Genomic DNA, 19725 nt, shown 5'->3' on the forward strand with positions numbered 1-19725 from the left:
TCACCGCGGGGAGATGGTGTGCAGGCAGGTTTGATTCCACTGTGGACACTCAAGATCCACAGTGGATTTCGGCGGTGCGGGGGACAGCGCCGGGTCGGGGTCTTCGGTATGGGATACGGTCACGGGCGGGAAACGGTTCAAAAAACTTTCCCGTGCCCGGAGAACCGGGGCGGAACGGTTTTGGTACTGGACTTATCGCCCCCGGGCCCACAAAGATGTGCCGCGTGGGACGCCACTCTCGGATACTGCAGCCAATAGTCGATCATGAACCCGCGTCGAACGGGCATGACGACCTCATCAGGGCGTTGTACCAGGAGTTCGGATCCAGCCTGATGGCGTTCGTGCTGAAGCTGACCGGCCACGATCGCCAATGGGCCGAGGACGTGGTCCAGGAGACGCTCATCAAGGCGTGGCGCAACGCCGGCAAACTCGACCGGCAGCCGGAAATGCTGCGCGCCTGGCTGTTCACCGTGGCCAGGCGCATCGTCATCGACGGCTGGCGGAGCCGGAGCGCCCGCCCTCAAGAGGTGGAGGAACTGGAGTCGGATTCGATCGGAGTGCCGGACGAATCGGAGAAGACGCTCGCGGCCATGATCGTTTACGAGGCCCTGCGCAATCTTTCCCCGGAACAACGTGAAGCCGTCCAGCAGACCTACCTGCGTGACCGCACCGTGAACGAGGTCGCGGCGACGCTGGGGGTTCCGCCGGGTACGGTGAAATCGCGGATCCACCACGCTGTGCGCGCGCTGCGCAGGGCGCTGCAGGAGCGGGGGTGAGCGAAGTGTCCGGAGCCGTCCACACGGATATCGCCGCCTACGTGCTGGGCGTCCTCGGCGAGGAGGATCACGCCAGGTTCGAGGCGCATCTGCTGGAGTGCCCCGACTGTCAGGTCGAACTGGTGGAGATGTACCACCTGCCCGACATCCTGGACATGGTCAAGAAGAGCTGGCCGGACCCGCCCGTGAAAGGGCCGGGCCCTCGGGTGCTGCGGATGCTGCTCGCGGACGCCGCCAAGGCGGGCCGACGGCGCAAGGTCATCCGGCTGGCGACGGCGGCCGCCGTGCTCGTGCTCGTCGTCGGCGGGCCGCTCACCGTTCTTTCGCTCACCGATCGTGAGCCGGTCGTCACGCAGGCGGCGCCTTCCGTCGTGACCTCGGTGGTGCCACCGCCGTCGTCCTCCCGGGAACGGGACGCGGGCCCGGACGGCGGCGCCGCCCCGTTCGGCTGGTCCGAAGCGGGCAACGCCGTCGCGGCCGAGGTCACGGTGCAGGAGAAGGAATGGGGCAGCGCCGTCGAGCTCGAACTGCGCGGCCTCATCGGGCCGATGACCTGCCAGCTGTTCGCCTACTCCCACGGCGGGGAGGCCTACGTCGTCAACAACTGGAGCGTGCCGTCCAAGGGCTACGGCGTCCCCGGTTCCCCGGATCCCCTCGTCATCACCGGTTCGACGGCGTTGCGGAAGGCCGACATCGAACGTTTCGAGGTCCACAAGCTGGACGGCACCGTGCTGGCCGTCGTGCGCCGGTAGTCATATAACGGAAAGATAACGGCCGGATCGCGTTTTGAACCGGGTCCGCCTGGGAGCCGTATCTCCAGATAGCCGGATCTGAATCGGCGGGCGAACAGAAGGGTTCGCCGCGAATTCGGTTATTCCCGTATTCGACAAATGCGTGGCTCATGCCCGGGCGCGAGTGATCGGCGTGCCCGGAAAAGAATGAGGTGAGCAGCCAATGGCACGAAATCAAGGGCGCCATCGTATCGCCCGCAGGACCAAGATCGCGACCGCGATGCTCGGCCTGTCGATCGCGGTCGGCGGGCTGGTGGTGTCCACCACGACCGGCGACCCCGAACGCGCCTCCGCGGACGAGGTGGACAAGTCGCAGTTCGTGGACATCACGAAGGTGCGGCCGAACGTCGACGAGCCGAGGCCGGGCCGGAACGCGTCCACGGGTTCGTTCACCGTCGACTGCGGCAGGAACGAGAACGGGCATTTCAATCCCGACAACTTCATCGCGCAACCGGGTGTCCGCAACGGCGCCCAGCATCTGCACGACTATGTCGGAAACCTTTCCACGAACGCGGATTCGGACAACGACAGCCTGCTCGGTGCCGGGACCACCTGCGCGAACGGCGACGAGTCGGCGTACTTCTGGCCGGTGGTGCGGATCGACACCGGGGAAGAGGAAGCCGGGCAACGGCAGAACCGTGACGGTGACCGGAACCGACGGCGGAGCCAGGACAACCAGAACGACGAGCAGGAGCAGGCTCAGCTGGAAGAGCCGAACGCGGACAACGAACTCGCCGGCAACGACGGTGAGATCCAGCGTCCCGCGGTCGTCGGCATCACCTTCAAGGGAAACGCGAAGGAGAAGGTGAAGGAGATGCCGAAATTCCTCCGGATCCTTTACGGTGACGCGAAAGTCACCACGAACGGCCCGGCCAACGCGCGGGAGAGCTGGACGTGCACCGGCTTCGAGAACCGGCTCATCAAGCAGTACCCGATCTGCCCCGAGGGCAGTGACGTCAAACGGGTGCACACCTTCCCGAGCTGTCTCGACGGGAACAACATCGACAGCGAGAACCACCGGGACCACATCAAGTACCCGGACGAGAACGGCGAATGCGCGGACGGCCTCACCGCCGTCCCGGAGCTGACCATCTCGCTGACCTACGAGATCCCAAGGCAGATCCAGGTCAACGGACAGTACAAAGTGGACTCGTTCCCCGAGGAGGATCACAACCCCTTCTCCGACCACGACGATTTCGCGAACGTGATGCCGGACCGGGTCATGGACCGGCTCGTCGACTGCGTCAACGAAGGCCGTCAGTGCCGCGAATGACGCACTGAAGCGGAAGCAGGAACCTGCGAGAGAAAGGAAGAAACTCCGGCCCGGCGGGTCCCCCCTACACCTCACCCACCCGCCGGGCCGGCCCTACCCGGAAACCGATCGACACAACTGAAGAACGCTCCGCAAGCATCCACCCAGCCCTGCCGGTGGCGTCCCGAGGGAGGCTCGCCGGCAGGGCGCTTTCGGTAGGTTGGCGGTATGGGTGAGCAGAAGGACCGCATGCTGCGCGGCGAGCTGTACCGGGACAACGACCCCGAGCTGGTCGCGGATCGCAGGCGCGCGCAGGCGCTCGTCGACCGGTTCAACGGCACGGCCGCGGAGGAGACCGGTGAGCGGGACACGATTCTGCGCGAGCTGCTTGGCAAGCTCGGCGAGGGTTCCTGGATCATGCCGCGGTTCCAGTGCGACTACGGCTACCTGATCGAGATCGGCGCCAACAGTTTCCTCAACTACGACGCCATCCTGCTCGACTGCGCGCCGATCAAGATCGGCTCGGACTGCTCGATCGGCCCGCGTTGCCAGCTGCTGACCGCGCTGCATCCCATGGAGGACCACGAGCTCCGGCGGCAGCGCTGGGAATCGGCCGCCCCGATCACCATCGGGGACAACGTCTGGTTCGGCGGCGGCGTGATCGTCTGCGCCGGGGTCACCATCGGCGACGACGTCGTGGTGGGCGCGGGCAGCGTCGTCACGCGTGACCTGCCGTCGAAGGTGTTCGCGGCGGGCAACCCGGCCCGCGTCATCCGGGAGCTCTAACGGTCCACCGGCGTGATCTTGGTACGGCGGCTGTGCTCGAACACCATGGAGGTGCGCACGTCGGCGACCTCAGGGCGTTCGGTCAGCTTGTCGATCACGAAGGCGTAGAGGGCGTCGTTGTCGGGGACCGCGACATGCAGGATGAAGTCCTCGGTCCCGGTGGTCACGTAGAGCCCGACGAGGTCGGGCAGCGCGTTGACCCAGTTCCGGAAGCCCTCGATGTTCCGCCGCGAGGGCGGGCGCACCCGCACCGCGATGAGCGCCTGCACCCCGCGGCCGATCGAGGGCAGGTCCACGTCCAGCAGCGCGCCGCGGATCACGCCGCGTTCGCGCAGCGCGCGGGTGCGGTCTAATGCGGTCGTCGGCGAAACGCCCACCGCGGCGGCGACCTCACGGTTGGTCTTCCGTGCGTCCGACTGCAGTTGCGCCAGGATCGCCTTATCAAGTTCGTCCAGTCGCGCCATCTCGGCCCTCTCGCCGTATTAAGTACGAACGCGGTGGACTCTACTCGTATGTCCTCCTAGCTTGGCCTTGTTCATCCGTTGAAGTGAGCAGGAGACCAGCTGAATGTCCGAGTACGGTACGGCCATCGGATTCGCCCCCGAGGAGATCGACTTCACCGCGTCCACGCGGTCGGCCCGGTTGAAGTGGGTGATCGTGGTCAACAGTGAGCTGCCGCCGGGCCGCGCGGTCAACGCGGCGGTCTGCACCGCCGTCGCCACCGCGCAGGGGGTCACCGGTCTCCTGGGAGACGAAGCGGTCGACGCCGGCGGCGAGCACTACACGGGTTTGCCCTGGGTCGGTTGCTCGATCCTGTCGGCCGACGCCGGGAAGCTCCGGGCCATCCGTGCCAAGGCGGCCGCGTCGCCGGGCTGCCACGTCGCCGACATGCCCGCCGTCGCCCAGCGGATCCGGGTCTACACCGATTTCCTCGCGACGATGAAGGAGATCCCGACCGAGGAGATGGACTACTGCGCGATCGGCATCGTCGGCCCGCGCAACCGGATCGACAAGCTCGTCGGGAAACTGCCGCTGATGCCGTGACTCAGGCTTCGAGCAGGCCCCGTAGCGCTTCGGCGAACTGGGCGGGGTTCCGCTGCGGTGCCAGATGCGCGCCCGGTACCTCCGTGAACGGCAGCCCCAGCTCCAGCGCGAGGATCTTCGCGGGCTGGTAGTGGTAGTGCCCGCGGCTGCCGACGCCGGCGACGGGGACGATCTCGGTCCTGCTCTTGCGCAGCGCTCGCAGATCGGGAAGGTAGTCGAGGATCTCGGCCAGCTCGCGGCCGAACAGCCGTTTCCAGTCCTCCTCGTTCGGCAGCCGGATCGCGCGCAGTTCGGGCAGCGCGGCGCCGGCGATCCCGTCGGTGAACCGTTTGAACGCCCCCATCAGGTCACCCGCCTGGGCGAGCCGGACCTGCGCGTTGGCCTCGTCGAGCCAGCCGAGCGCGTCGGGCAGGAGCTGGATGGCCGGCGGTTCGTGCGCGATCAGCATCGTCGCCGCGTCCGGGTAGCGGGCGACGAGGTCGAGGCCGATCATGGCGCCCGCGCTGGTCCCGAACACGCTCGCGGGGCCACCCCCGACGTGCTGGAGCACCGCGTGGGCGTCGTCGGCCTGCTTCGGCACGCTGACCGGGCCGGTGCTGGTGTCCGTGCTGCGGAAGTGACCGCGCCGGTCGTAGGTGACGACGGTGTAGTCGTCCGCGAGCAGCTTCGTCATCGCCCGGAAGGTGTCCGCCGAACCCAGCCCGCCCGCGATCAGGAGCAGAAGCGGCCCTTCGCCGGTGCTGCGGACGTACAGCTCACCGTCCTCGACCGGACAACGACTCTCCGAGATCATGGCCGAAGTCAAGCACAGCGCGCCCGGCCCCTCACTCCGAGGCCAGCCGCCGGAGGATGCCGGTGGCGTCGGCGACGATCGTCTCGATCAGGTCGCCGACCGCGGGCAGGTCGCCGAGCAGGCCGACGACCTGCCCGGACGCCAGCACCCCGGCGCTCCGGTCGCCCTCGACCAGGCCGGCGCGCAGCAGCATCGGCGTATTGGCGGCCATCAGGACCTGCGACCACGTCCGGTCTCCGCCGCGTTTCATCCGCAGCCCTTCGGTGGCCAGCGAACGCCACGACAGCCCGGTCAGCTTCCGGAACTTCGCGGCGTTGCGGGCGGAACGGGCGAGCCCGCGCACCGGACCGGCGGACTCGAGCGCGTCGACCAGTTCCGTCCGGAGCACGCGATGCGGCATGCCGTCCACCTTCCGGGTGACGACGGTGCCGTTGAGGTCACGGGCGAGGTACGCCTGCTTGATCTCGTCGGGGACGGTGCTTTCCCTCGTCAGGAGGAACCGGGTGCCCATGGCGACCCCGGCCGCCCCGTAGGCGAGCGCGGCGGCGAGCCCCCGGCCGTCGAAGAAACCGCCCGCCGCGACCACCGGGATGCCGACCGCGTCCAGCACCGACGGCAGCAGCAGCGTCGTCGCGACCCCGCCGGTGTGCCCGCCGCCCTCGCCGCCCTGCACGATGACGGCGTCGGCGCCCCAGCCCGCGACCTTCTCCGCGTGCCTGGCCGCGCCGACCGAGGGGACGACGAGGACGCCGTTGTCCTTCAGCCGGGCGATCATGTCCTTCTTCGGCGCGAGCGCGAACGACGCGACGCGGACTTCCTCGGTGATGAGCAGCTCGACCCGGCGCGCGGCGTCGTCGGCGTCCGCGCGGAGGTTGACCCCGAACGGTTCCGACGTGCGGCTCTTGACCTCCTTGATCGCCGCCGCCAGCTCGTCGTAGGTCATCGTCGCGGACGCGAGGATGCCGAGACCGCCCGCCTCCGCCGTCGCGGACACCAGCCGCGGCCCGGCGACCCAGCCCATCCCGGTCTGCACGATCGGATGCCGGATCCCGGCCAGTTCGGTCAGGGCGGTCTTCATGACGGGACCTCCTTGTCCCGCAAGGACTTCGGATCCAGGCTGGTGCGGATCAGGAGCAGTTCGGACTCGGTCGGCAGCCGGGTCTCCGTGACGCCTTCGGTGATCAGCGGGAACGACGTCGCCTCGACGACCTCGTCCACGGAAACCCCCGGATGTACGGAAAGCAGCCGTGGCGCGTGGTCTTCACCGCCGAAGTCCAGGACGCCGAGGTTCGTGACGACCCGATGGACGTCGTGATGCCGCAGACCGGCCGCCCGCGCCCTGGCGTAGCCGACACCGGACACGACGTCGACCTGATCGACGAAAACCCGCTTGCCGTGCCGGGGAACCCAGTAGCTCGTGCGGTGGTTGGCCGTGTTGCCCGGCCCGCCCCGCACGCCGAGAAGTTGTTTCTTGGGGCGGGAATGCGCGCCGATCGCCGAGATGTTCTGGTTGCCCTCGCCGTCGATCTGGTTGGCGCCCATCACCACATGCCGTTTCCCGCGCGGCACCACGGTGTCGAGGACCTTGCGGAACGGTTGCCAGCCTTCGACGACGGCGTCCGGGGTCATCAGGTACGCCTCGCCGTCGGACAGCAGGATGTCCGGTTCGAACGTCAGCCTGGCCAGCCGCGCGCCCAGCGACGGGATGAAACCCATGGGGCTCACCACGATTTCGCCGTCACCGCGGAACAATTCGGCACAGGCCACGACGGCCACTTCGGCACGGCTGATGTCACTCACGCGGACTCCCCGAACTCGGCGACGGCCTTCTGGTACCGCGCTTCGTCCCCGGACAGGAACCTGTCGACGAATTTCGGCCAAGCGTCGAGGTCCTTGGCGGATTCGGCGTAGTGGCGCTGGAAACGTTCGTCCCGGCCGTAGTCCGGGACGGCGGTGGTGAAATGCGCGCCGTTCGGGGTTTCGGCCACCCCGGTGACGAGCATCCGGCTCAGCAGCAGGCTCTGCACCGGGCCCGCCTCGGTGAGCTCGGCCGTCTCGACGATCTTTTCCGTGGACACGTAACACTTGTCGGCGGCGAGGGCGAACAGTTCGTCGAAGTACGGATCCGGACCGAGGTACTGCGCGTTGCCTCGGGCGTCGGCGCGGTTGAGGTGGACGAACGCCGCGTCGAGTTTGAGCGCGGGCACGGCCAGCAACTCCTCGGCGTCGTCGTACGGCGAGCGGACGGTGAGCAGCGACGGGTTCAGGTCCATGACGCCGGAGGCGAGGCCCGCTCGCGTCGGCAGGAACGGAAGTCGTTGCGCGGCAGCGGAAAGCCCGGTGCCGAACACGCCTTCGTCGTATTCCGTGACGGTGATCGCCCCGGATTCCCGCGCCCGGGAGAACCACGGGTCGTAGGGGATCGAGTCGAGCGTGACGAAGCCGAAGACGAGATGTTTGATCTTGCCCGCCGACGCCAGCAGCCCGACGTCCGGACCGCCGTAGGAGACCACGGTGAGATCCTTGACCGGCGACCGCAGGATCGCGCGCACCAGCGCCATCGGCTTGCGCCGCGAGCCCCAGCCGCCGATCCCGATCGTCATGCCGTCCTTCAGCTCGGCGACGATCTCGTCCGGCGTCATCCGCTTGTCGGCCATCACTTCCCCTTACCGTCCAAGAATTCCTGGCGCGCGCCGTCCGAGACGCCCGCCAGGTTGAGTTCGAAGGTGAATCCCTGCTCGAAGCGGTAGCTGCGGTGCACGGGCTGGACGTCGATGCCGTTGATGGCCTGTTTCGCGGCGCGGATCACGCGAGTGTCCTTCGCCGCGATCTGCCGCGCGACGCCGAGCGCGGTCTCGTCGAGTTCCTCCCGCGGGACGACGGCGTAGACCGAACCGTGGTGGTGCAACTGGGCCGCGGTGATCGTGGACGCGGTGTAGTACAGGGCCCGCATCAGATGCTGGGGGACCAGGCGCGCGAGGTGGGTCGCCGCGCCCAGCGCGCCGCGATCGACCTCGGGGAGCCCGAAAGTGGCGTCCTCACTGGCGACCACGACGTCCGCGTTGCCGACCAGGCCGACCCCGCCGCCGAGGCAGAAACCCTGTACCGCGGCGATCACCGGGACCGCGCAGTCGTACACCGCGGAGAACGCCGCCGCGCAGCCCTCATTCGCGCCGATCAGCGCGCCGTAACCCGGGTCGCGCTGGATCTCCTTGATATCGACCCCCGCGTTGAACCCGCGGCCCTCCGCGCGCAGCACCACCACGTGGGTCCCGGGATCGCGTCCGGCGTCGGTGACGGCGGACGCGAGGGCGAACCATCCCTTCACGCTCAGCGCGTTCACCGGGGGCGCGTCGACCGTGACCACGGCGATGCCGGGCTCCGGTGAGTGGGTGGAAACGGTCATCGTGCACCCTTCTCCGCTACCAAACCTAGCACTTGCTTGGTACGTTAGCAGGACGCCCGGCCCGGGTACAGCGACCGTGAAGGAGGCCCGGCATGGCACTCGAACTCCGGCTCGACGGCGCCGTGGTGCTGGTGACCGGTGGGGTCCGCGGCGTCGGCGCCGGTGTGACCAGGACTTTCCTGCGCGCCGGCGCCGATGTCGTCACCTGCGCCCGCACCGAACCCGAGCGGCCGGTGTGCGCGGGGGAGAAGGCGTCGAGCTTCATCTCCTGCGACGTCCGCGACCCGAAGGAGGTCGACGCGCTCATCGAGGAGATCGTCCGGCGCCACGGCAGGATCGACGTCGTGGTCAACAACGCGGGCGGCGCGCCGTACGCCGAAGCCGCGAACGCGTCGCCGCGGTTCCACGAGAAGATCGTCGCGCTGAACCTCCTGGCGCCGCTGGCCGTCGCCCGCGCGGCGAACGCCGTCATGCAGGAGCAGGAAAGCGGCGGTGTCATCGTGAACATCAGCAGTGTCAGCGCGACGAGACCGTCGCCGGGGACGGCGTCCTACGGTGCGGCGAAAGCGGGCCTGGACAACCTGACCGCGTCGCTCGCCGTCGAGTGGGCGCCGAAGGTGCGGGTCAACGGGCTCGACGTCGGCATGGTGCGGACGGAGCACTCGCATCTGCATTACGGCGACGAAGCGGGTATCGAGGCCGTGGGCGCGACTGTCCCGTTAGGACGGTTGGCCGATCCGGACGAGATCGGTTCCTGCGCGGTCTTCCTGGCGTCCCCGCTGGCCTCCTATGTCAGCGGAGCCTGCCTGACCGTCCACGGCGGGGGAGAGGTGCCCGCCTTCCTCGCCGCTTCCAATTCCCTGGTGAAAGAACGAAAGGAGCCGGTGTGAGCGGGATCGCCGACGGCCGGATCGTGGTGGTGACCGGAGCCGGTCGCGGTATCGGACGGGCGCACGCGCTCGCGTTCGCCGCCGAGGGCGCGCGGGTGGTGGTGAACGACCTCGGTGCCGGGGTCGACGGAAGCGGCGGATCGGCGGGGCCCGCGCAGGACGTCGTCGACGAGATCGAGGCGCTCGGCGGCAAAGCGGTGGCCAGCACCGACGACATCGCCTCGTGGGACGGCGCCGCGGCACTGGTGCGGACGGCCGTCGAGACCTTCGGCGGGCTGGACGTCCTGGTCAACAACGCGGGTTTCCTGCGCGACCGGATGCTGGTCAACCTCGGCGAGGACGAATGGGACGCCGTCATCCGCGTCCACCTGAAGGGGCATTTCGCGCCGACCCGGCACGCCGCCGAGTACTGGCGGGCCGAGGCGAAGGCGGGCCGGACGCGGACGGCGCGGGTGATCAACACCAGCTCCGGCGCCGGTCTGCTCGGCAGTGTCGGGCAGGGGAACTACGCGGCCGCGAAATCCGGGATCCTGGGGCTCACGCTGGTCGCGGCGACCGAATTCGCGCGGTACGGCGTCACCGTGAACGCGATCGCCCCGGCCGCCCGCACCCGGATGACCGAAGTGGCCTTCGCCGGCGACATGGCCGCGCCGGAGGACGGTTTCGACGCCATGGCACCGGAAAACGTGTCGCCGCTGGTGGTGTGGCTCGGCAGCGAGGAGTCGTCCGGGGTGACCGGCCGCGTGTTCGAGGTCGACGGCGGACGCGTCTCGATCGCGCGGGGCTGGCGGCACGGAACGGTGCGGGACAAGGGTTCCCGGTGGTCGCCTGCCGAACTCGGGCCGGTGGTGGCGGAGCTGCTGGCGGAGGCTCCCGTGCCTGAACCCGTTTACGGCGCGTAGGTCTTCGGTACAGGCTCGTGAGTGGTAAGGACGGTTCTAACCGTCCTTACCACTCACGAGGCGTCCCGCGTCAGGTCCCGTACCTCGGGCAGCCGCCGGAACCCACCCGATTCGTAGGTCGCGACCGCGGCGACGTTGGAACTCGGCGTGTTCACGCCCGCGCTCGACGAGCCGAGCTCCCGGAGTGCGGTGGCCGCGGCGAAGGTGATCGCGCGGCCGTGACCGTGCCCGCGATGGTCCCGGTGCACGCCCATCGGTTCCAGCACACCGGGTTTCCCCGGCCCGGCCGACCACACGGCGACCGCCGCGACGGCGTCGTCCTTCTCGTCGTATCCCATCAGGAAGCGGGCGTCGGCGTACGGCGCGCCGGTCGCCATCGCGCGCCACTTCCCGGGGGTGAAGGTCGAACCGTCGAAGGACTTCCGGATCACGTCGGCCCACACGTGGGCATCGTCCGGTCCGATCGTCTCGATCCGCAGGTCCGGGGCCTTCACCGGTTCGGTGAGATCGCGGCGCAGCGGGGTCCACGGTTCGCCAGGGCGCCAGCCGTGAGCGGGCAGCAGATCCTGGAGCAGCGCGTCCTTCGGCGCTTCGATGGACACCTCTCCGGGCGGGAGCACGCCGCGGTCCGGCGCGCTCACGTCTTCGGCGAGCCGCCGCGCCAGGTCTTCGTCCCGGCGGACGTCCGGCGCGGTCGTGAACCGGAGAAGCTCGGCGCCGTCCAGCAGCCCCACGGCGAGGATCCGCCCGTCCCGGCGCCAGATCCGCACCGCCGCGGCCGTCGCTTCCGCCCCCGAACGCCAGAACCAGCCGAGGTCACCGGGATGCAACTGCCAAGCCACGCCTTCGGATTGCCACTCCCGCAGCGCGCCGACGGCCTCGTTCAGCCCATCGAGCCCCGGTTTCTCCAAGCTGATCACCATGTCGCGATCACACACCACGCCGCGAGGAGCCGCACCCGGTTTTCGGCGGGGCAAGATGGGGGAGTGAAGTCACTTCAGCGCCGTCTCTGGGAAGCGGTCGAGCCGCTGCACGCCGTCGTCTACTTCGCCCCGGAGACCGCGGCCGCGGCCAAGGCGGCAGGGCTGCCGGGCTGGTGGATGGGCTATTTCGCCGGCCGGGTCGCACCGCTCGGGCCGCTGCCGGAACCACCCGCGACCGCGATGCTCTTCGGATTCGCCCCGAGGATGGTCGCGCGATCCCTGCCCGACGCGTGGAAATACGCCGAACCGGCGGCCGTCCTCAGAGCCGGATGGAGGCCGTCGAGGAAGCCCTGAACCGGATCCTTCCCGCCGACGCGCCTCTCGGGGACCTGGCCGATCTGCTCGAACACGCCGTCACCGGGTGCGACTACGCGGCCAGGCCGCTCGCCGCAGCCTGGTCTTCGGTCGCCAGACCCGCGACGCCGGCGGGCCGGGTCTGGCTCGCGGCGACGGTGCTGCGCGAGCATCGCGGGGACGGTCATGTGCTCTCCGCCGTCGCCGCCGGGCTGCGCGGGCTCGACACGACACTGACCCACATCGGCAGCGGCGCGGTGACCCGCGAGGTCATCCAGATCAACCGAGGCTGGTCCGACGACGAGTGGGACGCGAGCGTCGCGCGGCTCTCGGATCGGGGAATCCTCGACGGAGATCTCAGGCTCACCGACCGGGGAATCGAGCTGCGCCAACGTATCGAGGACGAGACGGACCGCCTCGCCATCGGCCCGCTCGACGCCTTGGGGGAGGACGGGGCGGCCGAGACCGTGCGGATCGCCGTCCCGCTGAGCCGCCGGATCTTCGACGTCGGCGCGATCCCGCTGCCGAACCCGATGGGGGCGCCGCGGCCCTGATCGTTCGAAACTGTCGGACCCCGGTGGGACGCTGTGCGGCATGGCGACGTGGCAGCAGTTCAGTGAAGAGGCACCCGCGCTGGCGGCCAAGATCAAAGAGCGGTTCACCGCGGCGAAGTCGCATGTGCTGGCGACGGTCCGGCGCGACGGTTCGCCCCGGGTCAGTGGCAGTGAGGTCGATTTCCGTGAGCAGGATCTGCTGATCGGTTCGATGATCGGCGCGATGAAGGCGAAGGATCTGCAGCACGACGGCAGGTTCGCGATCCACGCCGCCTCGGCGATCGACGAGGGCGGCGCGGACGCGAAGGTGTCGGGAAAGGCCGTCGAGATCACCGATCCGGCGGAGGTCGCCCGTCTGCAGGGCGACGACGGGGAGGCGCACGTCTTCCGGCTCGACCTCACCGAGGCGGTGCTGACCTGGGTCGAGGGCGACACCATCTATTTCGACTTCTGGAAGGAGGGGCACGGGCTGAAAAGGCTCGCGAGGCCGGACAACGGTCCGGTGGTCGAGGTCGGCTCGAACTAGATCCGTTCGATGATCGTGCCGGTGGAAAGCGCGCCGCCGGCGCACATCGTCACCAGCGCGGTGCTCGCGTCGCGGCGTTCCAGTTCGTGCAACGCCGTGGTCAGCAGGCGGGCGCCGGTGCTGCCGACGGGATGCCCGAGCGCGATCGCGCCACCGTTCACGTTGACCTTGGCCTCGTCGGGCCGGTGCACCCGCAGCCACGACAACACGACCGAAGCGAACGCCTCGTTGACTTCGAAGAGGTCGAGGTCGCCGATCGTCATCCCCGCCTTGGCGAGGACGCGTTCGGTCGCCTGCACCGGGCCGTCGAGGTGGTAGTACGGCTCCGCGCCGACCAACGCCTGCGAGACGATCCGTGCGCGCGGCTTGAGGCCCAGCGCCTTGGCCCGGTCCGAGTCCATCAGGAGGAGCGCGGCCGCGCCATCGGAGATCTGCGAAGACGTCCCGGCTGTGTGCACGCCGCCTTCGAGGACGGGCTTGAGCTTGGAGAGGCCTTCGACGGTCGTCTCGCGAAGTCCTTGATCGCGCGAGACCAGCCGGGTCTCGCCGGTCGGCGTGCCGTCCTCGCCGAGTACGGGCGCCTTCACCGCGGCGACCTCGCGGTCGAAATGCCCCGCGGCCCAGGCGGCGGCGGCCTTGGCCTGCGACTCGGTCCCGAACCGGTCGACGTCGAGGCGGGTGATCCCGCGGCGTTCCGCGATCCGCTCGGCCGCGCCGTACTGGTTCGGCATGTCGATCGACCACGACTGTGGCCTCGGCGTGCCGATGCCTTCGCCGCGGTTCGCGCCCAGCGGGACCCGGCTCATCGCCTCGACGCCGCACGAGACGCCGGCGTCGATCGCGCCCGCCGCGATGAGCCCGGCGATCAGATGCGTCGCCTGCTGTGCCGAGCCGCACTGGGCGTCGATGGTGGTCGCGCCCGTGGTCTCCGGGAGCCCGGCGTGCAGCCACGCCGTGCGCGTGACGTTGCCCGCCTGCTCGCCCGCCTGGGTCACGGCACCGCCGATCGCCTGTTCGACCAGCGCGGGATCCACGCCCGCGCGGTCGAGCAGGGCGCGCTGCGCCGCGCCGAGGATCTCGGCGGCGTGCAACCCCGCCAGGTGACCCCTGCGCTTGCCGATGGGGGTGCGGACCGCCTCGACGATCACCGGACTACCCACGTTCGCCTCCTGGGAAACACTGTTCACTACCCAGAAAGTAGAACACGTTCTTGATTTGAGCAAGCCGCCCCAGGGTTGGCCGGATTTTGATCACTGGTCGCGGTTCCTGCTTCTTGCAGGGATCGCGTGATCCACGCGGGTCGAGTAAACGGGTTTCACTGAAACTCTTCACTTGGTAAACGCCGTATGCTTCAATCGGGTCTAGAACGTGTTTCATTGGCGAACCGCGTAGGAGGTAGCCCGTGGCCGCTCCCCTGATCCCCGCCGGTTTCGATTTCACCGATCCGGATCTGTACGCCACCAGACTGCCTCTGGAGGAGTTCGCCGAACTCCGCCGTACGGCACCGGTCTGGTGGAACCCTCAGCCGCACAACACCGCGGGCTTCCGCGATGACGGCTACTGGGTGGTCAGCCGGCTCGATGACGTCAAGGCGGTGTCGAGGGACAGCGAGCTGTTCTCCTCCCGGGAGAAGACCGCGATCATCCGGTTCGACGAGAACATGACCGACGACAGCCTCGAAGCCAACCGTCTGGTCCTGCTCAACATGGACGCCCCGCAGCACACGAAGCTGCGCCGGATCGTGTCGAAGGGCTTCACGCCGAGGTCGATCGCGAAACTCGAGGACACCCTGCGCGATCGCGCGGAGCGGATCGTCAGCGAGGCCAAGAAGAAGGGCTCCGGCGATTTCGTCGTCGACGTCGCGTGCGAACTTCCCTTGCAGGCCATCGCCGAACTGATCGGCATCCCGCAGGAAGATCGCCTGAAGGTCTTCGACTGGTCGAACCAGATGGTCGCCTACGACGACCCCGAGTACGAGGTCGAACCGCTCGCCGCGTCCGCCGAGATCGTCGGCTACGCCTGGAACATGGCCGAAGAGCGCCGCAAGTGCCCGATGGACGACATCGTCACGAAGCTGGTGCAGGCCGACGTCGACGGCGAGTCGCTGGCGTCGGACGAGTTCGGCTTCTTCGTCATCCTGCTGGCCGTCGCGGGCAACGAGACCACGCGCAACGCCATCACCCACGGGATGAAGGCGTTCCTCGATCACCCCGATCAGTGGGAGCTGTACAAGAAGGAACGCCCGAAGACCGCGCCGGACGAGATCGTCCGCTGGGCCACCCCGGTGGTCGCCTTCCAGCGCACCGCGACCCGGGACACCGAACTCGGCGGGCAGCACATCCGCAAGGGCGACCGGGTCGGGATGTTCTACAGCTCCGCGAACTTCGACCCGGACCACTTCGACCAGCCGGAGAAGTTCGACATCCTCCGCGAGGACAACCCGCACGTCGGTTTCGGCGGCACGGGCTCGCACTACTGCATCGGCGCCAACCTCGCGCGGCTGGAGATCGACCTGATCTTCAACGCCATCGCCGACGTGATGCCGAACATCGCCGAACTCGCCCCGCCCGACCGTCTCCGGTCGAGCTGGCTCAACGGGATCAAGCACTACCAGGTCCGCTACGCCTGAGCCGGTGCCGTGGGGCACCATGGGGTCATGGGTCCCCACGTTCAGGTCGACGTCGAAATGTCCTTCCGGGTCACGAAACCCGGCCCCGCCGCGTTCGTGATCGCGCTCGCCGGCGGGGCCGCCCAGGAGGAGTTCGCCTATCCCGCGCCGCCGCGCCAGGTGGCGTTCGAACACGGGACCCGGGCCCAGGTCGTCGACCTGCCGTCCGGGGAGCACGTCGTGCGATACCGCGCCGGACGCTCGCTCGATCCCGCCGACGCCGGGCCGGTCACCATGGACGACGTCATCCGCTACACCAGGCCCAGCCGGTACTGCCCCTCGGACCGGATGGGCGGGCTCGCGCTGTCCCGCTTCGGCGGCTTGCCCGGCGCGCGGGCCCAGGTGGAGGCGATCGTCCGGCACGTGGGCGGGCACCTGTCCTATGTGGTCGGTTCCGGTTCGCCGACCGATGACGCCGTCGACACCTACCTCGCCGGGGAAGGGGTTTGCCGCGACTACGCGCACGTCTGCATCTCGCTGTGCCGCGTACTGGACATCCCCGCCCGGTTCGCCGCCGTCTACGCGCCCGGACTGTCCCCAATGGACTTCCACGCCGTGTTCGAGGCCGCGATCGACGGCCGCTGGTACGTGTGCGACGCCACCGGCCTCGCGCCGAGGCAGAGCCTCTGCCGGATCGCCACCGGCCGGGACGCCGCCGACACCGCGTTCCTCTCCACGCTGGGCTGTGAGCTGGACTTTCTCGGCAACACCGTGCTGGCGACCGCGGGCCCGTCGCTGCCGGAGGACGACGGCTCGGAGCTGATCGCGCTCGCTTGATCGCGTGTTGCCCACGAGCCGTGACCTCGCTGAGGTAGACATTGGCAGGTGAGGGAGAAGCAAGCACCGACGAAATGGCAACGGCTGCGTGCCCGCTATCGCTGGCTGGACCACGTGGCGCGGGCCGTGAACCGCTACGTCGAGTACGGCGGTTACCACTACGTCGCGTCGATCACCTATTTCAGCCTGTTCTCGCTGGTGCCCATCCTCATGGTCGCGGTTTCGGTGGCGGGCTTCGTGCTGGCCAGCCAGCCGCAGCTGATCGAGTCGATGCTGAACGCGATCACCGGCACCCTGCCCGGTGGCCTCGGTGACAAGGCGGGGGAGCTGCTCACCGGATTCGTCGAGCAGCGCACCAGCGTCGGGATCATCGGTCTGATCATCGGCCTGTACTCCGGCTGGAACTGGATGAACTCGCTGCGGGACGCGCTCACCGCGCTGTGGGGCCAGAACCGGTCGGATCTCCCGCTGCTGCGCACGATCGCCGCGGATCTGCTCGCGCTGCTCGGCCTCGCGAGCGCGCTGCTGGTCTCGTTCGCCATCACCATCTCCGGATCCGCGCTCGGCCGGTACCTGCTGGGGCTGGCCGGGGTGGACGACACCGCCTGGGGCCACAACGTGCTGTCGGCGATCTCGATCCCGTTGGCGCTGCTGGCGAACTGGCTCGTGTTCCTCTGGGTGCTCACCCGGTTGCCGCGGAAACCGGTCGGCGTCCGCAGCGCGATGCGCGGCGCGGTCGCGCTGGCGCTGGGCTTCGAACTGCTGAAGCAGGCCGGTGGGATCTACTTGCGCCTGATCGGGAACTCGCCGACCGGGGTCGCGTTCGGCTCCATCATCGGTCTGATCTTCTTCATCTCACTGGTGGCGCGGATGCTGGTGTTCGTCACGGCGTGGACGGCGACCGCGCGCGACGCCCCGCCGGACCCGGTCAAACCGCCGCCTCCGGTGGTGGTCCGGCCGGTGGTCGCGGCACCCGATCGGCACGGGCTCAAGCCGGCGCTGGTGGGCGCGGTGACCGGGGTGGTCGCGACCTTGGCCGCGCAACGCCTCCGGCCGCGCCGCCGCCCTTAGCTCGGTTTCGCCGACCCCACCACCCACATCGAGAAGAACTGCGAACCGCCGCCGTACGCGTGCCCGAGCGCGATCCGCGCGCCGTCGACCTGGTAGTCGCCGGCCCGGCCCATCACCTGTTTGGCCGCCTCGGAGAACCGGAGCATCCCGGACGCGCCGATCGGGTTCGACGACAGCACGCCGCCCGACGGGTTGACCGGCAGGCGTCCGCCGAGCGCGGTCTCGCCCGCCTCGGTGAGCTTCCAGCCCTGGCCCTCGTCGGTGAACCCCAGGTTCTCCAGCCACATCGGCTCGAACCACGAGAACGGCACGTAGATCTCGGCGGCGTCCACTTCGGACAGCGGGTCGGTGATGCCGGCGTCCCGCCACAACGCGGCCGCGGCGTCCCGGCCGGCATGCGGGTTGACCTGGTCGCGGCCGGCGAACGTGGTCGGTTCGGTGCGCATCGCGGTCGCGTGGATCCACGCCGCGCCACCGGGAACGGCGTCGCCCGACGCCTCGTCACCGATCACCATCGCGCACGCGCCGTCCGAGGACGGGCACGTCTCGTCGTAGCGGATCGGATCCCACAGCATCTGCGACGCCCGCACCGACTCGACCGTGATGTCGGGCTGCCGCAAGTGGGCGTAGGGGTTGAGTGCTCCGTTGCGGCGGTCCTTGGCCGCGACGATCGCGCCGACGTGGTCAGGCGCGCCGGATCGCCGGATGTACGAGCGCACGTGCGGCGCGAAGTACCCGCCCGCCCCGGCGCCCACCGGCATCTGGAACGGCGGCAGGATCGACAGGCCCCACATCGCGTTCGACTCGGACTGCTTCTCGAAGGCCACGGTCAGCACCCGTTTGTGCACGCCCGCCTGCACCAGCGACGCCGCCACGAGCGCGGTCGACCCGCCGACCGAACCCGCGGTGTGCACGCGCAGCAACGGTTTCCCGGTGGCGCCGAGTGAATCGGCGAGGAACAGTTCGGGCATCATCACGCCCTCGAACAGGTCCGGCGCCTTGCCGAGGACGACGGCGTCGATGTCGTCCCAGCCGGTCCCCGCGTCGAGCATCGCCCGGTCGATGGCTTCCCGGAGCAGGCCGGGCATGGACACGTCGGTGCGTTTGGCCTTGTGGTGCGTCTGGCCGGTTCCCAGTACGGCCGCGAGGTGCTTCACGAGAGGACCTCCAAGGTCGCGACCAGGTTCTGCTGGAGGACGGGGCCGCTGGTCGCGTGGGCGAGGGTCTTGCGCGCGCTGCCGTCGAGAATGCGGTTCGCCGCCTCGCCGATCCGCGCCAGCCCCGCCGAGAACATCGGATTACCGGTCAGGACGCCGCCGGACGGATTGATCCGTACCTGATCGCCGAGGCTCAGCGCGTCGCGCAGGATCAATTCCTGATGGGTGAACGGCGCGTGCAGTTCGGCCACTTCGACACCGTCGAGGTCGAGCGCCCGTCCGGCGGCGGCCGTCGACGGCGATTTGGTGAGGTCCCGGACGCCGAGCGCGGGGGAGTCGACGCGGTGCTCGATACCGGTGATCACCGCGGGGCTGTCGACGAGATCCGCCGCCCGTTCCGCCGACGCGAGCACGAGCACGGCGGCGCCGTCGGTGATGGGGGCGATGTCGTGGGCCCGCAAGGGATCCGCGAAGTACGGGGCGTCGAGAAGGTCCGCGACCTCGACCGTTCCGGAGAGCTGCGCGGCGGGGTTGCCGGCGGCGTCGGCGCGGCTGCGCGCGGCGACCTCGGCGAGATCCTTTTCCGACCACAGCCCGGATTCGAGCCCCAGCCGCGCCTGGATCCCGGCCACGCTCACCGAATCCGGCCACAGCGGCGCGACGACGTAGGGATCCATTTGCAAGGCCAGCACGCGGCGCAGCTGCCCGGCGGACGATTTGCCGAAACCGTAGACCAGCGCGGTGTCGACCTCGCCCATCCGGATCTTGAGCCACGCCTCGTACAACGCCCACGCGGCGTCCATCTCGACATGCGATTCGTGGATCGGCGGGAAGGCTCCGATGGCGTCGACCGCGGCGATGAACGAGAACGCGCGGCCGGCGAGGTAGTCCGAGGAACCCGAGCACCAGAAACCGATGTCCTCTTTGGACAGACCGGTTCGCTCGAAGACCTCGGCGAAGATCGGCACCAGCATTTCCACGCCGTTCGTGGTGCCCGGGGTGCTGCGGACGTTGGGGGCCTGCGCGAAGCCCACGACTGCTACATCTGGCACGGT

General features: G+C 69.2%; 21 protein-coding genes and 1 pseudogene. 12 read left to right on the plus strand and 10 right to left on the minus strand.

Annotated features, from left to right (window positions below):
* Positions 1 to 224: 224 nt before the first annotated feature.
* The 4 genes from ACFWIW_RS11995 to ACFWIW_RS12010 all read left to right on the plus strand — a co-directional run bounded on the left by ACFWIW_RS11995 (position 225) and on the right by ACFWIW_RS12010 (position 3605).
* Positions 225 to 776, plus strand: a complete 552-nt coding sequence (locus tag ACFWIW_RS11995) for a sigma-70 family RNA polymerase sigma factor (protein WP_034317190.1) — start codon at positions 225 to 227, stop codon at positions 774 to 776.
* The gene (locus tag ACFWIW_RS12000; protein ID WP_378368447.1) at positions 773 to 1528 is read left to right on the plus strand and encodes an anti-sigma factor family protein; all 756 of its coding nucleotides are present in this window, start codon (positions 773 to 775) and stop codon (positions 1526 to 1528) included. Before ACFWIW_RS11995 ends, ACFWIW_RS12000 begins: the two co-directional genes overlap by 4 nt.
* A 202-nt stretch (positions 1529 to 1730) precedes the next feature.
* Entirely contained in the window at positions 1731 to 2840 is a 1110-nt protein-coding gene (locus tag ACFWIW_RS12005) for a DUF1996 domain-containing protein (protein WP_378368448.1), read from the plus strand.
* A 207-nt stretch (positions 2841 to 3047) separates the two neighbouring features.
* The gene (locus ACFWIW_RS12010; protein WP_378368449.1) at positions 3048 to 3605 is read left to right on the plus strand and encodes a sugar O-acetyltransferase; all 558 of its coding nucleotides are present in this window, start codon (positions 3048 to 3050) and stop codon (positions 3603 to 3605) included.
* Here the strand turns inward: ACFWIW_RS12010 and ACFWIW_RS12015 are convergent.
* Complete coding sequence (locus tag ACFWIW_RS12015; RefSeq protein WP_016332885.1) at positions 3602 to 4069, minus strand: Lrp/AsnC family transcriptional regulator; 468 nt, start codon at positions 4067 to 4069, stop codon at positions 3602 to 3604. The two genes, ACFWIW_RS12010 and ACFWIW_RS12015, sit on opposite strands and share 4 nt — an antisense overlap.
* Before the next feature lie 103 nt (positions 4070 to 4172).
* Between ACFWIW_RS12015 and ACFWIW_RS12020 the strand changes: the two genes are divergently transcribed.
* Positions 4173 to 4649 carry a DUF2000 domain-containing protein gene (locus ACFWIW_RS12020; protein WP_378368450.1) on the plus strand — a complete coding sequence of 159 codons (477 nt, stop codon included), beginning with the start codon at positions 4173 to 4175 and terminating at the stop codon, positions 4647 to 4649.
* 1 nt (position 4650) lies between these two features.
* Here ACFWIW_RS12020 and ACFWIW_RS12025 read toward each other — a convergent pair whose 3' ends face one another.
* From ACFWIW_RS12025 to ACFWIW_RS12045, 5 genes are read right to left on the minus strand one after another with little or no spacing between them, the layout of a single operon-like run.
* The gene (locus tag ACFWIW_RS12025; protein WP_378368451.1) at positions 4651 to 5442 is read right to left on the minus strand and encodes an alpha/beta fold hydrolase; all 792 of its coding nucleotides are present in this window, start codon (positions 5440 to 5442) and stop codon (positions 4651 to 4653) included.
* A gap of 31 nt (positions 5443 to 5473) precedes the next feature.
* Positions 5474 to 6520: an NAD(P)H-dependent flavin oxidoreductase gene (locus tag ACFWIW_RS12030; RefSeq protein ID WP_378368452.1), complete on the minus strand. Its 1047-nt coding sequence runs from the start codon at positions 6518 to 6520 to the stop codon at positions 5474 to 5476.
* On the minus strand, positions 6517 to 7242 hold the full coding sequence (locus ACFWIW_RS12035; protein WP_378368453.1) for a CoA-transferase subunit beta: 726 nt from the start codon (positions 7240 to 7242) through the stop codon (positions 6517 to 6519). Before ACFWIW_RS12035 ends, ACFWIW_RS12030 begins: the two co-directional genes overlap by 4 nt.
* The gene (locus ACFWIW_RS12040; protein ID WP_378368454.1) at positions 7239 to 8099 is read right to left on the minus strand and encodes a CoA transferase subunit A; all 861 of its coding nucleotides are present in this window, start codon (positions 8097 to 8099) and stop codon (positions 7239 to 7241) included. The genes ACFWIW_RS12035 and ACFWIW_RS12040 overlap by 4 nt, the downstream gene beginning before the upstream one ends.
* A complete protein-coding gene (locus ACFWIW_RS12045; protein ID WP_378368455.1) occupies positions 8099 to 8848 on the minus strand; it encodes an enoyl-CoA hydratase family protein in 750 nt (249 codons plus the stop codon). Before ACFWIW_RS12045 ends, ACFWIW_RS12040 begins: the two co-directional genes overlap by 1 nt.
* A gap of 92 nt (positions 8849 to 8940) precedes the next feature.
* Between ACFWIW_RS12045 and ACFWIW_RS12050 the strand changes: the two genes are divergently transcribed.
* The gene (locus ACFWIW_RS12050; RefSeq protein WP_378368456.1) at positions 8941 to 9738 is read left to right on the plus strand and encodes an SDR family oxidoreductase; all 798 of its coding nucleotides are present in this window, start codon (positions 8941 to 8943) and stop codon (positions 9736 to 9738) included.
* Positions 9735 to 10640 carry an SDR family oxidoreductase gene (locus tag ACFWIW_RS12055; protein ID WP_378368457.1) on the plus strand — a complete coding sequence of 302 codons (906 nt, stop codon included), beginning with the start codon at positions 9735 to 9737 and terminating at the stop codon, positions 10638 to 10640. The genes ACFWIW_RS12050 and ACFWIW_RS12055 overlap by 4 nt, the downstream gene beginning before the upstream one ends.
* Positions 10641 to 10693: 53 nt before the next feature.
* Here ACFWIW_RS12055 and ACFWIW_RS12060 read toward each other — a convergent pair whose 3' ends face one another.
* Positions 10694 to 11563, minus strand: a complete 870-nt coding sequence (locus ACFWIW_RS12060) for a GNAT family N-acetyltransferase (protein WP_378368458.1) — start codon at positions 11561 to 11563, stop codon at positions 10694 to 10696.
* A gap of 63 nt (positions 11564 to 11626) precedes the next feature.
* On the opposite strand from ACFWIW_RS12060, the pseudogene ACFWIW_RS12065 reads away from it, so the two are divergent.
* Together ACFWIW_RS12065 and ACFWIW_RS12070 are read left to right on the plus strand one after the other, a co-directional pair.
* Positions 11627 to 12471: pseudogene (locus ACFWIW_RS12065) on the plus strand (hypothetical protein).
* Between the two features lie 40 nt (positions 12472 to 12511).
* On the plus strand, positions 12512 to 12997 hold the full coding sequence (locus ACFWIW_RS12070) for a pyridoxamine 5'-phosphate oxidase family protein (RefSeq protein ID WP_378368459.1): 486 nt from the start codon (positions 12512 to 12514) through the stop codon (positions 12995 to 12997).
* Here the strand turns inward: ACFWIW_RS12070 and ACFWIW_RS12075 are convergent.
* On the minus strand, positions 12994 to 14157 hold the full coding sequence (locus tag ACFWIW_RS12075; protein WP_378368460.1) for a steroid 3-ketoacyl-CoA thiolase: 1164 nt from the start codon (positions 14155 to 14157) through the stop codon (positions 12994 to 12996). The genes ACFWIW_RS12070 and ACFWIW_RS12075 overlap by 4 nt on opposite strands.
* A 242-nt stretch (positions 14158 to 14399) precedes the next feature.
* Here ACFWIW_RS12075 and ACFWIW_RS12080 point away from each other — a divergent pair, with 242 nt between their 5' ends.
* From ACFWIW_RS12080 to ACFWIW_RS12090, 3 genes are read left to right on the plus strand one after another with little or no spacing between them, the layout of a single operon-like run.
* Positions 14400 to 15626 carry a cytochrome P450 gene (locus ACFWIW_RS12080; protein WP_378368461.1) on the plus strand — a complete coding sequence of 409 codons (1227 nt, stop codon included), beginning with the start codon at positions 14400 to 14402 and terminating at the stop codon, positions 15624 to 15626.
* A 27-nt stretch (positions 15627 to 15653) separates the two neighbouring features.
* Positions 15654 to 16442, plus strand: a complete 789-nt coding sequence (locus ACFWIW_RS12085) for a transglutaminase family protein (protein ID WP_378368462.1) — start codon at positions 15654 to 15656, stop codon at positions 16440 to 16442.
* Positions 16443 to 16490: 48 nt separating this feature from the next.
* Positions 16491 to 17513: a YhjD/YihY/BrkB family envelope integrity protein gene (locus ACFWIW_RS12090; protein WP_378368463.1), complete on the plus strand. Its 1023-nt coding sequence runs from the start codon at positions 16491 to 16493 to the stop codon at positions 17511 to 17513.
* On the opposite strand, the gene ACFWIW_RS12095 is transcribed toward ACFWIW_RS12090, so the two are convergent.
* Entirely contained in the window at positions 17510 to 18670 is a 1161-nt protein-coding gene (locus ACFWIW_RS12095; RefSeq protein ID WP_378368464.1) for a thiolase domain-containing protein, read from the minus strand. The genes ACFWIW_RS12090 and ACFWIW_RS12095 overlap by 4 nt on opposite strands.
* Positions 18667 to 19722: a thiolase domain-containing protein gene (locus ACFWIW_RS12100; protein ID WP_378368465.1), complete on the minus strand. Its 1056-nt coding sequence runs from the start codon at positions 19720 to 19722 to the stop codon at positions 18667 to 18669. Before ACFWIW_RS12100 ends, ACFWIW_RS12095 begins: the two co-directional genes overlap by 4 nt.
* Between the last annotated feature and the right edge of the window lie 3 nt (positions 19723 to 19725).

Source organism: Amycolatopsis sp. NPDC058340, assembly GCF_042723975.1.
In the GTDB taxonomy this organism is placed as follows: Bacteria; Actinomycetota; Actinomycetes; order Mycobacteriales; family Pseudonocardiaceae; genus Amycolatopsis.

What these genes read in the sequence shown, in the direction of transcription:
- ACFWIW_RS12040 (WP_378368454.1), bottom strand. Translation starts at nt 8,099, where the DNA reads ATGGCCGACAAGCGGATGACGCCGGACGAGATCGTCGCCGAGCTGAAG.
- ACFWIW_RS12050 (WP_378368456.1), top strand. Translation starts at nt 8,941, where the DNA reads ATGGCACTCGAACTCCGGCTCGACGGCGCCGTGGTGCTGGTGACCGGT.
- ACFWIW_RS12015 (WP_016332885.1), bottom strand. Translation starts at nt 4,069, where the DNA reads ATGGCGCGACTGGACGAACTTGATAAGGCGATCCTGGCGCAACTGCAG.
- ACFWIW_RS12060 (WP_378368458.1), bottom strand. Translation starts at nt 11,563, where the DNA reads ATGGTGATCAGCTTGGAGAAACCGGGGCTCGATGGGCTGAACGAGGCC.
- ACFWIW_RS12025 (WP_378368451.1), bottom strand. Translation starts at nt 5,442, where the DNA reads ATGATCTCGGAGAGTCGTTGTCCGGTCGAGGACGGTGAGCTGTACGTC.
- ACFWIW_RS12010 (WP_378368449.1), top strand. Translation starts at nt 3,048, where the DNA reads ATGGGTGAGCAGAAGGACCGCATGCTGCGCGGCGAGCTGTACCGGGAC.
- ACFWIW_RS12070 (WP_378368459.1), top strand. Translation starts at nt 12,512, where the DNA reads ATGGCGACGTGGCAGCAGTTCAGTGAAGAGGCACCCGCGCTGGCGGCC.
- ACFWIW_RS12020 (WP_378368450.1), top strand. Translation starts at nt 4,173, where the DNA reads ATGTCCGAGTACGGTACGGCCATCGGATTCGCCCCCGAGGAGATCGAC.
- ACFWIW_RS12045 (WP_378368455.1), bottom strand. Translation starts at nt 8,848, where the DNA reads ATGACCGTTTCCACCCACTCACCGGAGCCCGGCATCGCCGTGGTCACG.
- ACFWIW_RS12085 (WP_378368462.1), top strand. Translation starts at nt 15,654, where the DNA reads ATGGGTCCCCACGTTCAGGTCGACGTCGAAATGTCCTTCCGGGTCACG.
- ACFWIW_RS12005 (WP_378368448.1), top strand. Translation starts at nt 1,731, where the DNA reads ATGGCACGAAATCAAGGGCGCCATCGTATCGCCCGCAGGACCAAGATC.
- ACFWIW_RS12030 (WP_378368452.1), bottom strand. Translation starts at nt 6,520, where the DNA reads ATGAAGACCGCCCTGACCGAACTGGCCGGGATCCGGCATCCGATCGTG.